The sequence below is a fragment of the Nostoc sp. genome, from assembly GCF_036917195.1.
In the GTDB taxonomy this organism is placed as follows: domain Bacteria; phylum Cyanobacteriota; class Cyanobacteriia; order Cyanobacteriales; family Nostocaceae; genus Nostoc.
Map to the genome: position 1 here is coordinate 1 of NZ_JBALDG010000091.1, position 17,180 is coordinate 17,180.

General features: G+C 42.9%; 11 protein-coding genes and 3 pseudogenes. 4 read left to right on the plus strand and 10 right to left on the minus strand.

Translation table 11 applies throughout. The features are described from left to right. Positions 1-695 precede the first annotated feature (695 nt). Positions 696-3,317, minus strand: a complete 2,622-nt coding sequence (locus tag V7K40_RS30725; RefSeq protein WP_334966544.1) for a M1 family metallopeptidase — start codon at positions 3,315-3,317, stop codon at positions 696-698. A gap of 534 nt (positions 3,318-3,851) precedes the next feature. Between V7K40_RS30725 and V7K40_RS30730 the strand changes: the two genes are divergently transcribed. Further along, positions 3,852-5,531: a DUF3352 domain-containing protein gene (locus V7K40_RS30730; RefSeq protein ID WP_334966546.1), complete on the plus strand. Its 1,680-nt coding sequence runs from the start codon at positions 3,852-3,854 to the stop codon at positions 5,529-5,531. Between the two features lie 103 nt (positions 5,532-5,634). On the opposite strand, the gene mscL is transcribed toward V7K40_RS30730, so the two are convergent. Further along, positions 5,635-6,066 (minus strand): large conductance mechanosensitive channel protein MscL, encoded by a 432-nt coding sequence (gene mscL, locus V7K40_RS30735; protein WP_334966548.1) that lies wholly within the window; start codon positions 6,064-6,066, stop codon positions 5,635-5,637. Positions 6,067-6,370: 304 nt separating this feature from the next. Between mscL and V7K40_RS30740 the strand changes: the two genes are divergently transcribed. From V7K40_RS30740 to V7K40_RS30750, 3 genes and pseudogenes are all read left to right on the plus strand, one after another. Next, positions 6,371-7,291, plus strand: a complete 921-nt coding sequence (locus V7K40_RS30740) for a class I SAM-dependent methyltransferase (protein WP_334966550.1) — start codon at positions 6,371-6,373, stop codon at positions 7,289-7,291. Further along, entirely contained in the window at positions 7,284-8,279 is a 996-nt protein-coding gene (locus tag V7K40_RS30745) for a PrsW family glutamic-type intramembrane protease (RefSeq protein WP_334966552.1), read from the plus strand. Before V7K40_RS30740 ends, V7K40_RS30745 begins: the two co-directional genes overlap by 8 nt. 32 nt (positions 8,280-8,311) lie before the next feature. After that, a pseudogene (locus V7K40_RS30750) lies at positions 8,312-8,633 on the plus strand (Uma2 family endonuclease); the annotation flags it as partial. Positions 8,634-8,659: 26 nt separating this feature from the next. On the opposite strand, the pseudogene V7K40_RS30755 reads toward V7K40_RS30750, so the two are convergent. From V7K40_RS30755 to V7K40_RS30790, 8 genes and pseudogenes are all read right to left on the minus strand, one after another. Continuing rightward, positions 8,660-9,792: pseudogene (locus V7K40_RS30755) on the minus strand (ISKra4 family transposase). 92 nt (positions 9,793-9,884) lie between these two features. Then, positions 9,885-10,757 (minus strand): 6-carboxytetrahydropterin synthase, encoded by an 873-nt coding sequence (locus V7K40_RS30760; RefSeq protein ID WP_334966554.1) that lies wholly within the window; start codon positions 10,755-10,757, stop codon positions 9,885-9,887. Between the two features lie 121 nt (positions 10,758-10,878). Beyond that, positions 10,879-11,580, minus strand: a complete 702-nt coding sequence (locus V7K40_RS30765; protein WP_334966555.1) for a J domain-containing protein — start codon at positions 11,578-11,580, stop codon at positions 10,879-10,881. 15 nt (positions 11,581-11,595) lie between these two features. Further along, positions 11,596-12,558 carry a cysteine synthase A gene (cysK, locus tag V7K40_RS30770; protein ID WP_334966557.1) on the minus strand — a complete coding sequence of 321 codons (963 nt, stop codon included), beginning with the start codon at positions 12,556-12,558 and terminating at the stop codon, positions 11,596-11,598. Between the two features lie 324 nt (positions 12,559-12,882). Continuing rightward, on the minus strand, positions 12,883-13,320 hold the full coding sequence (locus V7K40_RS30775) for an Rrf2 family transcriptional regulator (RefSeq protein ID WP_334966559.1): 438 nt from the start codon (positions 13,318-13,320) through the stop codon (positions 12,883-12,885). A gap of 330 nt (positions 13,321-13,650) precedes the next feature. Beyond that, the gene (locus tag V7K40_RS30780) at positions 13,651-15,372 is read right to left on the minus strand and encodes an iron uptake porin (RefSeq protein WP_334966561.1); all 1,722 of its coding nucleotides are present in this window, start codon (positions 15,370-15,372) and stop codon (positions 13,651-13,653) included. Between the two features lie 612 nt (positions 15,373-15,984). Beyond that, entirely contained in the window at positions 15,985-16,266 is a 282-nt protein-coding gene (locus V7K40_RS30785; RefSeq protein ID WP_334966563.1) for a 4a-hydroxytetrahydrobiopterin dehydratase, read from the minus strand. 767 nt (positions 16,267-17,033) lie between these two features. Then, positions 17,034-17,180: pseudogene (locus V7K40_RS30790) on the minus strand (photosystem II D2 protein (photosystem q(a) protein)); the annotation flags it as partial.

Below are 17,180 nucleotides of genomic sequence, written 5' to 3' on the forward strand. Positions count from 1 at the left end.
ATGGAATTTCTACTTGATGGCTGCATAAATTGCCAGAGTGAAATCCACAATAGCATTTCATAATTTTTTATTCTTATTTAGCGACAAGTCTATTAGTTTCAACGAAGCCAAAAGGCGCATAGAACGAGTGTAAGTCAGGTGATCTATTTCATACTAATTCTGTATGAAGATGCGCCATATATGACGAACGAACCGCAAAGAACGCAAAGAACGCAAAGGACACAAAGAAAGAAATAAATAAACAAATAAGAAGCCAAGAAAATTTGGCGTAGCCTCACAAAGAAATGGTATCATGACTTACGCACAGGTAATAGAAAATCGTAGACGCAAAGCGGCTTGCCACAGGCTACCACAGAGGACGCAGAGAAGCCAGTGCGCCCTTGCGGTTAAGAGACTTGTCCCTTGCGCGTCTCCCCTTCTCACATTGGGAGAGGCTAACGCCTGCCGTAGGATGCCCAAAGGGCTGTAGGGAGAAGCAACTGGCGCGACACGGAAGAATAAGAGTTTGAGAGGTTTTTTGCGTAAGTCCTATATCTGTTCGGTTTCTTGCAAGACAAAATGTATAGTTAGGTGGATGAATCAACCCGCGACTCATAACATAATTATCATTTAGGACTGCTATAAATTTGATAATTGGTAGTGGTTTTGCCACAATTACCAATTACCAATTAGCTACTTTTAATTATCATGTAGTGCTATTTAGATTTAGCCTCCAAGTTTTCTAAACGGCTTCTTAATTCCTGGTTTTGTTGTTTGAGTTGGTCGAAATCTTCACGCAATTGACGCAGGGTTTTTTCTGAACCAATATTCTTTTGCACTTTAGAAATTTCTTCTTCAACATAGCGAAGTACACGCCCATCGACTGCTTGTTCAGCTAGCGATCGCAAAATCCTGACTGCTTTGGGTGTTTCCATTTGTCCTAATGCTGCTGCTACCGCCACTTGCGTTAAAAAGAAGGTTTCTTTAGCTAGTTCTGTTAATTTTTCTAAAATTCGTTCCAAATTAACCGGATTCTGACCTACAGAAATCTTTCCTAAAGCGCGAATTGTGGCTAAACGTAGAGATTGTGGTACACCAAGTTTGGTGTATTCGATTAGCAGATTTAAGGCTGTTTCCGAAGTTTTGAATTCAGCTAAACCAGTAATGGCCCCACTCCGCACAACTTCATTCCAACCCGCCTTTTCTTCTAAAACCGATTTCAACAGCTTTAATACCTTGTCTTCCTTGGGTTTTTCTTCCAAGTTTGCCGATGCGATCGCCCCGATAACATAAGAAGCTGTTGCTTCCACGTAATAACTGGGATCGCCCTTTTGCACTAACCCTCTCACAGCTTTATAGCTTTCAGCAGTTTTGAATTGAGTAAGTGCTTCTACTACAGCTCGTCGCACATAAGCATTTTTATCTTTTAACCCAGCAATTAAGCCATCAAAGGCTTGATCTAAATTGATTTGGGCTAGTTGTTTTGCTACTTCCACACGCACACCCCACAATGGGTCATTTTTTAGCGATGCAGACAGTGCTTTGATTGCTTCTAGCCCACCTTTTTTCGCCAAAGCTGCTGCTGCATAACTACGCGAAATCGGGTCGGGATCAAATTCTAACTGTGCTTTTAACTCCGCGATTGGATATTCCAATGCTACTGTTTTTAAGTAATTATTTCCAACATCAAAGTTGATAAATTGGGGCTTATTCTCTAGGGGAAAGTAGAAGCTTTGTTCGCGTTCATTTACCCGGACGGTGAAAGTTTTGAGTGCTGAGAATGAAGTGCTGAGTTTTCCATTACTCCTGACTTCTTCCTGCTGGGTATAGCCAAAACCAATAGGTATTTTTAAATCAAACAAATCTTTACTGCCATTTGTACCTTCAGCAGCTTGGGTTTGAGTTACTGTAATTTTTGCTAAATTAGCATCCCCATCCCAAGAGTAAGCTACTTTAAAATCGGGATGACCACCACGATAAACGTATTGGTCAAAGAGGAATAAAAGATTACGTCCGGTTGCTTTTTCAATTGCCCTAAGTAAGTCTACTGTTTCTACGGTTTTATGAGCATTATCTTGGACAAATGTTTGGATTGCATGCCAAAATAATTCATCTCCCAACTGGGCCCGAATCATGTGATAGACACAAGATCCTTTTTCGTAGATGTGGCGATCGTAAAGTTCAATAGCTTCTCGGTAAACGTGCGTTACCATTGGACGGCGATAACGGCTGCTATCTTCACTTAAGTAACGACGAGCTTCTAATAAACGATAGTAAGCTGCTTCTTCTAGACTATATTCCTGTTCTGTCCACATCACCTCAGAGTAAGAAGCCATCCCTTCTTTAATCCAAGCATGAGACCAATGCTTAATCACCACCAAATCACCAAACCACTGGTGCGCGAGTTCGTGAACGACTAAAGCTTCAGTGTTGCGGTTATCTAAGGCAGCGCGTTCATCTAGCAAGCATCTATCTGTTAACAGTGTTGTGGAGGTATTTTCCATACCGCCAAAGATGAAGTCATCGACGCAAACTTGGGCGTATTTTGGAAAAGGATATGGATAACCATACTTTTGGCTCAAAAATTCGATCATGCGGGGAGTTTTTCCCATGCTGCGTTTAGCATCTTCCTCCCGTCCCTTTTCTACGTAGTAGGTAACTGGTTTACCATTCCACTCATCCTGAATTTCGGCAAAGTCACCTATTGCCAAAGTCATTAAATAGGTAGGATGAACTTGTTGCTGTGACCAATGGTAGATTTTGTAATCACCATCTTCTGTAGTGTTAATCAATTCGCCGTTAGAAATCGCCACGAGAGGGTTGGGAACGCGGACACGAATTTCCGAAGTAGACAGTTGTCCTGGATAGTCAAAGCAGGGGAACCAAAAGCGAGAGTCTTCGTCTTCTCCCTGAGTCCAAACTTGAGTAGGTTTGTTTGGGTAATGCTTATCTGGTTGAATAAAATAAATACCGCGTTGCGGTTTTGTCACCGAGTAGGTGATCGCAATCAGCAAGCGTTTACCAATCTGGGTCGCCTCAGAAAGTTGGATGGAAAGCTGTACCCCATCGTAGTCAAAATTTTGTGCCACCTCGTCCACCTGCACAGACTCGATATTCAGGTTGACAGCATCCAAAGTCAGACGATCAATGCCATTACGGATTGGTAAGAGGCGAATGCTACAACTGCCCTGATAGCTTTGCTTGGGAATATCCAAGCTGATATCGAGAAAAATATGCTCTACCTGTCCGGGGCGATCGGGGTTGTAGTGTGGTCTTGCTCCCGGTAACTCAAAAGGTTTGTGTGCGTTATTATCTGTATCAAAATAGAACTTCGACATTGATCCTTACTGACCTTGTAATCCTGAAAAGTCTGGCTTGGCTGGATGTAGTTAAGCAAAAAGCGGTGTCTATATTTCCCAAATCAATTGAGGACTCCCCTTTGCGATTGGGGAATTGAAATTAATCTCACCCGAATTTCCGAACGTCGGCTGCCGATCCTTGAACTTTTTTCCATATCCCTCCCGCATCTACTTTTGCTGATGTTTTGCACTTTTTTGTCATCGAGTCAAGAGTCTCTTACACCTCGATAGATTCTCATTAAGTACAAATACTCCTAATTATTCTTATAACTTAGGATAGCTTGCCTCTGTTGAACAGGCTATTTTGTTTGAAATGAACAGCATATCATTTGCGGATTCGCTCCTCATCCCATTGAAGTATTTTTGAGAGTAATTTTAGACCGCTAACTTATAGGACTACTAATTTTATCAGTAAATACCGATCAATGAGCGGAAATTATTAATAAATCCGAAAACTCTACAATGACACTTGTATAAATCTCGGTGACAATCTGAGCAAAAGAGGATAATAAAATGCCCGAAAGTAAATCAAAGCTTTTCATTCCTGCTATTGGCGCTGCTGTAGTTGTAGCAGGAAGTATAGCGGCTTATACGTATTTTAAAGGCCCATCAGGAGGTAGCTCAGACGCTCTAGGCAGTGCTAAAGTAGTACCTTCAACAGCGTTGATGGCAACTTATATTACTACTGACTCTCAAGGTTGGGCAAAGTTACAGCAGTTTGGCACTCCAGAAGCACAAAAGTTAGTGGCAAAAAGTCTGGAAGATTTCAATAAGCAAATATTCAGTGGCAGTAACGTTTCTTATGAAAAAGACATAAAGCCTTGGGCTGGTAGTGTAATGATTGCTGTACTGCCACCAAATCCTGTGAAATCGGCACAGTTAAACGTGCCCTCTGGAGCACCTAATGTACCAACAAATTTACAGCAGGAACCAAATATCCTGATGGTGGTGGGAATTAAGGATAAACTCAGTGCCTTGAATTTTGCTAATAAATTGAAGTCAGAAAAAGGGGTAAAATTCCAGGAATCTGACTACCAAGGTCAAAAAATTATCGAAACTACAGAAAATGGCAAGCCGACATATAGCGTAGCTTTAAATAATAGTCACTTGGTATTAGCCCCCCAAAAGCAAGCTGTAGAAAAAGCAATTGACACCTTTAAGGGACAGTCTTCTTTTGCCAGTAAAGAAGGTGCCAGCACCATTCTCAACAAAGGAGTGGATGTCAAAAACAGCCTCGCCCAAATTTATGTACCAGACTATGCAGGGATGGTACAGCAATTAGCAGCCGCAAGTCCGCAGGCAAAGCAGTTACCTCCACAAGCCTTGGCGCAACTGAAGCAGATAAAATCTGTGGTGGCGGGTGTTGGTGTTGATGATGCGGGAGTGCGGGTAAAAGTGATCGCCAATTTAGATCCGCAACTAAATAAATTTCAGTATCAATCAAGTCCGGGAAATATAGTGGGGCAATTTCCCACTGATACCTTTGCTCTGGTTAGCGGAAACGGCATCAGCCGTAGCTGGGAAGCGCTAGTAGAACAGTCAAAAGATTATCCAGAAATGAAGCAAGCTTTGGAACAAGTGCGAGGACAACTTAAATTTGTCAATATAGACCTGGATAAGGATATTTTTGGTTGGATGAATGGGGAATTCGCCTTTGGTGCGATTCCATCTAATCAAGGGGTGTTAGCAACTGTTGGTTTTGGAGGTGCTTTAGTATTTGACACTAGCGATCGCAAAACTGCCGAAGCCACCTTAACAAAATTGGATACTCTTGCCAAAAACCAACAAATCAACGTCGCCAACAGAAATATCGGTGGGAAAGACGTAACTGAATGGCAAATTCCCCGACAGGGAGCTTTATTGGCACATGGTTGGCTGGATCAAGATACTGTATTTGTAGCTCTTGGTGGCCCAATTGCTGACGCAGTTGCTGATCGCAAGAATCTATCTCTCGACAATGGCGATGTCTTCAAAGCCGTTACTGGTTCTTTGCAAAGGCCCAATGGTGGTTATTTATACCTGGATATGGATAAAACTAAAACTGTGCCCCTAATCAATAGTTTTGTATCGTCTAACGCCGATACCATTACCATCCTGAATTCGATTCGTGGTATTGGTTTTACTGCTATTAGTCCTGATAAATCTACTAGTGAATTAGAAATGTTGTTAGCTCTCAAGCCTACTGCAAAGTAGGGCATTGGGCATGGGGCATTGGGTATTGGGTATTGGACATTAGGTATTGATTATTCTCCTCTGCTCCCCTGCTCCCCTGCTCCCTTATCCCTCCAATCCCCACTTACAAAACTTGATTATTCCGAGTTTCCAAGGTTTGGTTGAGTCTATCCAACGCGCCAGTCAATCTTTCTTGAGCTACAAGGTTAGGATCTGGCAAGGGTTCATCGGCGACTTCTTCTTTTCTCTTGAATTTTTGTAAGGCTCGAATTGCTACAAATAAAACTAAAGCAATGATTACAAAGTCAACTATTGCGCCAAGAAAGTGACCAATCTTGATTCCTGGACTAATAGTGATTGTTCTCCAGTCTTTGCCAGTAAAACTAACCAAGGGATTAATCAATGGCATGATCACATCTTCAACAAAGGAAGTAACAATCTTGCCAAAAGCACCACCAATGATGACAGCGATCGCCAAGTCAACTACATTGCCTTTAAGGGCAAAATCTTGAAAATCTTTTAAAAAGCCACTTGCTCTTCTTCTTGCTCTGGCCATATTTGACTCCAATAAGCTTAACTTACTGTTATAAATGGCACTCAGCTTTTTGCTATCCCTGTTGAGACAAATGTTGCTAAGTATCAAAATTTTACCAGTCTTGAATAAAATTCCAAAATGTAAACTAGCATAATTCTCATTTTCTCAGAACTTTGCTACTCTCCAAATGTCAACCTTCTATAATATTTGTTGCTTGGGGCAAGCCAAAGGAGGCAGACTGCCGTTATACAATTCAATTCATTTCTAGACTCCCGTCCAGCAAGTATGTCATAAGTAAAAAAAGCTGTTAAACGCAAATTAATTTATGACCGCTGCTGTAGATACTACTCCTGGCTTCGCTTCCCGCTTGGTAAATGGGGTACTGGCAATCAAGCCTTTAGCTAACCTAGCCAAGCATCAAGCTAGACAAATGATGATTAAACGTGCCGAAAGAATTGGCGTGCCTTGGACGCAAGAAGTCGAGACACTACAGGCGCGTGATTGGAAGGCTGATCTAGCTCAAGTAGAAAATCCTCAGCTTTCCTACCCAGAATACTACTTGCGGCCATTCCATGCCTACGAAGGTGGAGACCTCAGTTGGAAAGCCGCTTGGGAACTAGAAGTTGCTGCTCGTACTGTCCATGCCGGAATTTGGCAGGATGCTGGAGCCGAAGGAGATGCTAAACTGCGCCAAAGTTACCACGATATCCTTAAAGCCCAAATTCCCAATCAACCTCAAGACATCCTAGACTTGGCGTGTGCTGTAGGTTTGAGTACCTTTGCCATGCAAGAAATTTATCCCCATGCCAAAATCACAGGCTTGGACTTATCTCCCTACTTCTTAGCTGTTGCCAATTACCGCGCTGGGCAACGTCAAGCTAAAATTAATTGGCTTCATGCCCAAGCTGAATCTACTGGGCTACCAGATGCCTCATTTGATTTAGTCTCAATTTTCTTGATGTGCCACGAATTACCCCAGTCAGCAACCCGACAAATTTTTGCTGAAATGCGGCGCGTGCTGCGTCCAGGTGGCTACTTGGCAATCATGGACATGAATCCCAAATCTGAAGTTTACAAGAAAATGCCAGCCTACATTTTGACGTTGCTCAAAAGTACTGAACCGTATTTAGATGAATATTTTGCTTTGGACATTGAGCAAACTATTGTTGAGGCGGGTTTCCAAACTCCCACTATCACCAACAATACCCACCGTCACCGTACAGTGATCGCTCAGGTGAGTGGTTGATTTTTCTCTACTGCTGTGGGCAGCGATACCACCGTTGCTGCTGTTAGGCTACTACTATTGTCGGGTGCCATTTGCCCCACCTCTGTCAAGGTTGCTGATGTTCTTTATCATCGGGGCAATATCTGGTATCTTAGCCCTTAGCCTCGAATGGATTTTTGAAATTGTAGCCAACAAGGTTGGGGACTGGCATCAGGTTAAGCGATGTCTGGCGACAAGCCGCTGCGCGTCTACGCTTTTTGGTATAGCCTTGCGGCAGATCGTGGAAGTAGGCCCAATTGAAGAAGGCTGTAAGTTGGTAGCGGTTGTTGTCCCAACCTGCTATCTGCAACGCAGGTATCGATTACTTCACTCTACCGTTTTGCTATTTACTGTAGCGGTTGCCCTCGGATTCACTGCCGAAGAGAATTGGATTTACCTTTTCCACGATACTGCATCAATTATTGACCGGACTATAGGTACACCAGTCCACGCCATGTTCTCTGCACCTTGGGCATATGCCTTAGGAATCTATATTTCCTCCCACACTCGGTTAAATCGAGACAAAAAGTTGATTTTTCAGACTTGGCTAAATTCTGTAATCTGTCATGCGCTAGTTAATGTCCTATCTAGTGCTTGGCGTTACTCACTACCCCTGCGTTTTCTTAGCTATGGTTTATTTCCATTTCTATTGTGGATGTTTTGGCGACTGGAACAATTGCTGGGAAAAGTACAAGGTAAACCTGTAATTATCCTGATTTCAGACCGTACACCCCAGCGCCGTTACTGGCAGAGGAGTTTAGTGCTGTTTGCCCTCATCCTGGGTGGAAATGCTATTTTTGGGCTGTTTCTCTTAGCCAGGATTTTAAGTCCCTTGAGTCCGTCAAAGCTTTTTGATGCTGATATTTTGTGGTTTATATTTAGTCGCTTTTTACTAAATCTCTTTTTTGGAGTTTTAGCCTGGGGCATTTATCGCTATTTGCGACATTCCGCCCGGCGGCGGTATTTTTAAAATATGATTTAGAAAAATGCTAGGGGGTTTCTATGCAAACAACTCCAGTGCGTTGGACGACTGCTGACCTAGAGCTATTCGCTAGCAATTCTCGTTCCGAGACACTTCGTGAACGCAGAAATCGCTATGAGATTATTGATGGAGAATTATTTGTGACTAAAGCGCCTAACTGGGATCATTAATCGAGTTGTGGCAAGATTGTTACAGTTCTTAACAATTGGTCAGATGAAACTGGTCTGGGGTAAAGCTGCGTAGATACAAAGCAGCTTGTCGTCAGACATCGCCCCTGGAATTATTTTCTCCGATGCTGACAATGTGATTCCTGATGTGGTGGGGGCAAGTCATGAACAGCTAAACCCGGAGAGCATCCCACTTTTTATTTAGTGAGCAAAGATTAATCGATTAAGGTAGGCACAACGGTGAGCAATAACTTGAGGGACGTTCTCGATTTTCCATTGTGCGCCAGAAATTTTAGTCCGACGGTCAATTTGTTTAACAGTAGATTTAATGGCACCAGAGCCAATAGAACAAATTTGCTCAGCTTGGTAATACTGGTAATTAACGATGCGGTGTCGATGTTTCTCAAGGTAAATACAGAAATTCTCAGCTTGTTTAAGTTTGCAGTTAGCAAAGGTTGCGATGCCTTCGGCGGGCTACGCCTACGCGTCATCAACATTCCCTTTCCAGAGAAACTCCTTGACGGTATGTATCCTTTGCATAGAACCACCAACTTTATAGAGATTTTCCATTAAATGAAACCAATCAAGTATTTCGCGTCGCTGTACTTCGGGTTGGAATTTGCGGATAATGTTCCAAATTCCGTCGTGTCCGTCCCCAATACATGTGAGAGTCGAAGCCAATGGTTGGTTGTTAACCCAATCAATTACGAGATTATTTTCCTGGAATGAGGCAGCGATTGCCTGCAATTCGTGTAAGCGGACAGCTTTATAACCTTTCCAGTCACATGGTTTTCCAATCGGTGTGCGGATGCGGATATTTCCACCATCGACACTTAACTCCTCAACCGTTGATTGTACTTCTGGAAATTCAAACTTTTGACTATGTACCAGTCGCTGTTGCACACTCTTTGATACTTCTATCCCAGTTGCATATTTTACATCTTCTGCTGCACGTTGGTACGATACCGTTCGCGAAGCGTCTCGTAGAGAAGCACTCGCTCTTAAACAACATGCCTCTAAATATGGGCTTAATTGGCTATGTGGTCTGAGTTATAGCTTTTGTGCTTCAGAACTTGTAACTGCTAGTTTTCCAATAATACTTTTTATTTCTCGTCTGTGTCCTGTGTTTTCTCCTGTAACATTTTCGATAAAAAAACACCTACTTTTGGCATTACATGTTCCTGCATTTGACTGCGTACTACTTCTTCAATTTTCCCTAAGCTTGTTAGTTTCTCAATGGGAGCGTCTTTGTAGAGTATTTTAGCGTAGGCGTAGCCCGCCGCAGGCATCGCACGAGCGTGTTCGATTAAAAGTTGGTTTTCTTCTTCAGTCATGACGGCTTCCAGAAACACGAGCGCGTAGATTATTTCTTTACCTTCTCATACTTTATTTACCTTTTTATAAATAATAAAAAGTGGGACGCTCCCTAAACCCGTGCTAATACTGGCTGATTCACGGCTGCACTGACTGAATCTGATTCTGACTCAGTACAGTAGATTTCGCAGGAGTTATTGGAACTTTCAATCAGTTTCACTTTGTAAAGTTTAGCTCCCAATTCCTGAATATGCGATCGCAATAAATTACCAATGTAAAGTGCGATATTCTCAGCAGTTGGGACAACTTCGGCAAAATAAGGAATGTCTTTGTTTAAAAAGGTGTGATCGAATGGCTCGACCACATAATCTTCTATTACTTGGTTCAATGCCCCTAAATCGACAATCATGCCGGTGCGTGGGTCAATTTTCCCTTTGACAGTAACTTCTAGATGATAGTTGTGTCCGTGACCGTGGGGACGGGCGCACTTACCATAAATCTCAGTGTTTTCTTCGTTACTGAGGTTAGGGTGAGCTAGCCGATGGGCGGCGCTAAAGTGAGTACTGATGGTGAGGTAGGCTTCCATTGCGTTTCCCATATAATCTGCCCAAAGTTCAGGATGTTCAAACAACTGCACACGGACTAAAGGCAAGTGGGGTGCTAGTCGCTGCCAGATAATCCGTGCAATATTCTCAGTGGTGGGCAGAGTTTGTTGAAATTCTGCCCATACATCGTTGAGATAAGAGAAGTCCAATTGACTGGTAACTTCCCCTGTGATTACGTGTTTCACATCGGACAAGTTCAGCACCATGCCATATTCATTCAATTCCCCGGCTAGGGAGATGAATAAGACATAGTTATGCCCGTGTCCCGGAAATCTAGAGCAAGCACCAAATTTATCAATATTCTCGGCTTCACTCAGTTCTGGCAACCAATAACGATGACTTGCCGAAAACTGGGCACGGCGATTAACAATCCATTGCATGAGTACACTATGAACAGAATTTAAAATTTTTTAATCTTTTTCTGTTTCCAGCATAAACTAATTCCTAAGTTCTGTGTCATTTGTCATCCAGCGAAATTGACCCATGCCCAATGCCCAATGACTATGTAACAGATGCTTGCGCTTCACAGTGTAATCCCGTAGCTATGCGGAATAGTTCTTGACCTGTGTGTAAATAACGCTCATCGTAGTTCAAAGGAAAGTAACCTAATTCTTCAAGTCCATCTGCTACTTGATCGAGGCTGTAATAGAGGTGAGCTGCTGTTCTTGCTAGACTAGGCGGATTCGGCAGGGAGCGAAAAGTAGTTTGTGCCTGCTTGAGGTGATCTCGACAGGTTTTTAAATATTCTTGAAATTCATCTAACAACTCATCATCAAAGGGATCAGCGGCTAATTGATCCATTTGTTCTTCTAACGAATAAAGAATGTTACAAAGCAAGCGATTTACTGGTTGGTAAACTTGGCGCAGCCATTCCTCAACTTGTTCGTCAACATCCCGTCCAGTTTTTCGTCTTGTCTGGTAATGCTGTTGGGCTGATGCTGTACGCTGTTGGCGATCGCTATTTAATTTTTGGGAGTCATCTTGCAGTTGTTGGTCATAATTACGGCGATTTTGGTTATCGCCTAAGACCTCATAGGCTGCATTGATGCGGATAATCTGCTCGTTATCGGCTGTTTCCTGATTACTGTCAGGATGAAACAACTTAACCAAGCGGCGATAAGCTTGCTTAATCTCCGCAAGGCTTGCACTTGGACTAACTTTGAGAGTTTCGTAATGGTTAGAAACGTGCTTATAATTGACCATTAATTCAATTTATCGTTAACTGACGCTAGCGGCTAATCTTGCCTCCAAGTCTTGGAACAACGGTGTACTCAAATACCTCTCACCAAAACTGGGCTGAATCATCACAATTAAACGTCCCTTATTTTCTTGACGTTGGGCAACGCGAATTGCTGCACATAAAGCGGCTCCACTGGAAATACCAGATAGTAGCCCTTCTTCTTTTGCCAAACGCCGACTATAAGCGATCGCTTCTTCATCGGTGACGGTAATCACTTCATCAATCAATTTTATCTTTAGCACTTGGGGAATAAACCCAGCGCCAATTCCTTGGATTTTGTGTGGTCTTGGCCGTCCCCCAGATAAAACTGGGCTATTAGCTGGTTCAACTGCGATCGCCTTAGAAGTAGGCTTGCGTGCTTTAATCACTTCTGCTACACCACTGATCGTACCACCTGTGCCGATCCCTGCCACGATCATATCTACTTGTCCATCGGTATCTTCCCAGATTTCCTCTGCTGTGGTTTCCCGATGCACTTTTGCATTGGCTGGATTGCGGAACTGTTGCAACATATAGGTATTTGGTGTAGTATTAACCATTTGCTGCGCTCGCCCAATTGCCCCACTCATGCCTTCCATTCCTGGTGTTAGTTCCAGTTCTGCTCCATAGGCCCGCAACATTGCCCGACGCTCCCCACTCATCGTCTCTGGCATTGTCAAAATTAATCGATAACCCTTGGCTGCTGCTGCCATTGCTAGGGCAATTCCTGTGTTTCCAGAGGTGGGTTCTACCAATACTGTCTTCCCAGGAGTAATCAGCCCCTCTTCCTCGGCGGCGTTAATCATACTCACCCCAATCCGGTCTTTGACTGATGCCGATGGGTTCATACTTTCCAGTTTCACCACAATTTCAGCAACACATCCTTCTGTTCGGGGAATGCGGTTCAAGTGCACTAGGGGTGTACGACCAACCAGTTCTGTAATGTTACGAGCTATTCGCATATATTTAGTCCTTAGTTATTACTTATTACTTATTAAGTTAAGTGGGTATGAATAATTAAAGGTTTCCGCATAGCTTGCTTCACCGTAGGGGTACGCCAACGGCATGGCAAATCTTAGAGAAGCTGCGCCAACGCTTAGAGCGAGTCTTCTCACATTGGGAGAAGGGTAAGCGGCTCCAGCCCTATTTTCTAGGGAGAGAGCCGCTTCCTGCGAGCTAATTTAATTATATTTACATTGCGTAATATAGGTTGATTTATTCTTGCCTACTTACTTAGTTATTAGTCAAGAGTCAAAAGTCATTTGTTGATCACTAATGACTCTTGACTAAATGTAGTACATGATATCCAACTGCCGGCGGGAATCTCGTTTTTCACAAAGATCCTGGAGCGTATATTTTTGCAACACTGAATTTGCCGCGCGACTTGCTTCTTGCCAAATTTCTTCTATAACCGAACTGTCTAGCGTTTTGAGATTAACGTTTTCTTCACAAGTCTGCACCTCTAACCCTTCTAAACATTCCAAAATCTCAAAAAGGATGATTTTCCGGGGTTCTCGTGTTAATAGATAGCCACCTTTTGATCCGCGCTGACTCTTGACTATACCCCCACGCCTCAAGGTTGCTAGTAGCTGTTCCAGATAGCGATCGGGTATGTTTTGTTGTGCTGCAATGTGTCGAATTTGCAGCGGTTCGCCGCTTTCGTAATGAGCGGCTATCTCTAATAAGGCTAGAATTGCGTATTCCGATTTACACGATAGTTCCACAAGCAGCAATAAGTTAGGGTTAGGAGTTAGGAGTCATTCAATTTGGATTTTAGATTGAAGGAAAAATCTAAAATCCAAAATTCAAAATCTAAAATTGGCAGAGTTAGGATATTAGGCAATATGTAACTGCCAACCTCTATTAGAAAAGTTCGCTCAAAAAAAGTTACTCACGCCGTAAGTTAGAACTTTTTAATTCTTAACTCACAGCTCTTAACTTTTTTAGTATACTCCGGTTACCTACTGGGGTTTATTGCTGCTCCCGACAACAAAAAGCCCCGCCTGATGGCGGGGCTCAATAGAGTTCAAAATTCTTAGTGGATAGTCAGCACTTTAGAAGGTGAAAGTTGTTCTGAGTGTACCGATAAACGCATCATCGTTATCGCTGTTTTGACCAGGAGAGGTCAACCAGATTACACCAGGGGTAACTGAGACATTATCTGACACGCGATACTTGTAGAAGCCTTCAAAGTGATAGGGTTTATCATTACCAGCAAAACCTGGTCGGTTAAAGGAATAAGGTTCGACACCAGCAAAAAGACCTAAAACGTTACCTTTTTTACCGAAATCAGGTAAGGCTACCCCAACACCATAGCTCCAAGCGTCAAAATCATCATTTGCACCAAAGCCGGTGATATCGTGGTAAGAAATGAAGCCACTAATTGACAGTTTGTCGCTGGGTCTAAAGGCAGCCTCCACACCATAAGAATTAGTTGAAGATGCATCTGTAGTACTTAGAATATTAGCTTGTCCAGTACCTACTTGAATATCTCCAAAAGTTCCATCTGACGTGGAACCTGAGTTGAACAAGAAACCACCTGCGCCACTATATCCGTGAACATAGGTAGCAGCTAAAGCCAAGCGATCGCCAACACTAAAGTTCAACTGTCCTAAAGCAGCATAGTCACCCTCGGCCAGACCTGAACCAAGAATAGGAGTATTAGCTTCTGATGCCAAGTAACCCGCAGTGATTGAGCTATTTCCCAGAATGCCGCCACCTTTACCAAGGGGTAGATTGAGTGCTATACCTGCACCGCCACCAATCCGATAGATAGGACTTTCAGAAGCAAAGGTAGACAAAGCACCATTACCGCCATCAGTAGTATCAAAAAAGTAAGGGTTATTGACAGCGGCATAATGGCTATGCCGTCCGCCACTGGCTGCAAGGTAAACTTGGGCTGGACCTATGGGAACTTCATAGGTCAAGCGGTCTATGTCGACACTATTGTTACCAGTGCTACTGACTTCAAACGTTTGTGTGCCTTCAGCAGTGTTGATCGGATTACCAGCGTTATCCCTTAGTGAAAAAGCTTGTGCATTACCAGCAGCGAGACGAGTATGTAAAACGTCTCTACCTGTGAAGCTGGTTTGTAAGTCTAAACGTACCCGATCTTGGAAGACAGTATTGTTGTTGTCACCAGTGTTACCTCCAAACGCATCACTAACGGCAAAAACGGCTTCACCGACTAATTTTGTGGTAGTGGAGAACTGATTAGCTTCTAATTCAGCAGTTCGCGCTTCTAGGGAATCGACACGACCGCGTAGGGTTGCCAATTCGGCAGAAAATTCTTCTTGCAACCGTTGCAAAGTCGCTAAATCTTGTTTGGTCACCAAGTCAGCTGTTGCTGTGGCAATCAATTCGTTAACCCGATCCAAACAGGCATTCAAACCAGCGGCAAATTCATAACGGGTCAAAGCACGGTTACCGCGATAAGTAGAATTTGGGTAACCTGCAATACAACCATAGCGCTCAACCAAGGACTGCAATGCTTGGAATGCCCAGTCAGTGGGTTGTACGTCGGAAAATTGAGAAACCGATGTTACTTGAGACTGAGAGTTATTTTGGTTGCCTTCATTGCTGTAGCGATTAACTTGATCTATGGTTGTTTGAGCCAATATTTCTGGCTGTTGGGCTACTTCCGTTACACCCGGTTGTTTGGCTGGTGATACTTCAGTGGCTGTGGTTGGAGCCGCAATTGCTGTTGTCGAAACTAACAATGTTGCTCCTAAAACTGCTGGGCTAACCACTAAGGATTTCCACAAGAGATTAGACATCTTTTCTTTACTCCTCACACCTTGTTTAGATAATTGTATTCGTTGCACTTAAAATCTCAAAAATGTGACATATCATTGAAACCTGTGCATGAGGCATAGTTGCCACTACTACAATTTTAGTTTTTGCAAAGCTAATAAACGATTAACTTAGGGTTAAAAACTTATGTGATTAACTTATGCAAAAACATATGTTTATATCATAACATTATAAAACATCTGATCTAGATGGCAAGATTGGACTGATCGGCTTAATAACTGTCACACATACTTATCTAAATATCTAGGCAGGGAGTAGGGTTTAGGGAATTTGCTCCTTACTTGGCTAAATTGCTCAAAGCTTTAGACACTTAGCAGCTTATCAGCAAAAATAACTTCTTGTACTTAGCGCTAGTAGACAATAGAACACCAGTTAAAACACACTAGCTTGGCTATACAAACGAAGTTTGCTTGTCTGGTATTGTGTGATCACAAACACCAGCTTAGGAATCAAGGGTTTTGAAACCCGCGCCCTCGAAAGGAAAACCCGTAGTTATACTTTTAAAGCTTGCTAAACGCTGAGTCTGGCGTTGCCGTGATTTCCAGTTTCCTAGTGCAAGATAGCAGAAAAATCACTTAGTTGATTTGGGAAATCGCCCGCGCTAAATCAAAGTCTGTCTGCGTCAGCCCGCCTGTATCATGTGTTGTCAGGGTAATCTTCACTTTGTTGTAGGAAATTTCTATATCTGGATGATGTCCTGCTGACTCAGCCGGCTCCACCAGCTTATTGACAAACTCAATTGCTTGGATAAAATCCTTGAATCTGCGAGTAGTCTGCAATTTTGAGTTTTCAACAGTCCAACCTGACGAAACCTTTGCATTTTCTTGAATTTCCGCCTCAGTGAGTAGTTGTGCCATATGAAAAAATTCCTATATATATCTATTACATCTTGCATCTTATGAAGGCAAACCCCTTTTATTCTCCACACAGAAAGTATGGGACGATAAACTAGGGCATAATGCGTGTATGTATATTTAAATCAAACTTAGTAGATAGACACTATTACTCACATCTGGTCAGTTGCCAAGGTTTGAGCCAAAATATTTTTCTTTTTAAGAAAACTTAAACGCGTTGGCTTTGCCCGCCGCAGGCATCGCCATCTAAGTTTTCAAAAGCGACCTTTGATAGAACAAAAATCACCTATAAAAAACTATCCGCTCTGACTTAGATCAGGTGATCTAAATCAGAGCGGTCTAGCGGGTCTTCAGGTTGCAACCAGACTGCCGGAAGGAACTCCGAGCTTGCCTAGCTACTTGAGCTAACTTAGTCTCTCAAGATGACTAAGGCTAACTTTTAGAGAACAGCTCCGGCACACAGCCGGCTAACTGCAACCTGATGACCCATGCATTTACTACTTTCTATCATGGGCATCACCTCCTTGTTGCCTAAACGGTCTTAGTCTCAAAAGGGCAGAGCATTTGCTCCGGGTTTATAACCTTCATCTAATATAACACATAAATTTAGAAATATTAACCATATAAAAAAATCCCCCACCAATAAGCGGGAGATGACTGGAGAATGGGGAATATTGACACATTCTTAGCTTAGGCCAAGGAGATTATTTAATCTGGGTGGTGTCAATTCTTAGCAACCACAATTTCAGATCATGAGCAGCTTTTAATACTTAGAGAGCATTACCGCGAGGTAGAACTTCCTCAGGGAATACAAATTGTTCATGGGGTTGATCTTGAGGAGCCATCCAAGCGCGGATACCCTCATTCAGCAAAATATTTTTGGTATAGAAGGTTTCAAACTCTGGGTCTTCCGCCGC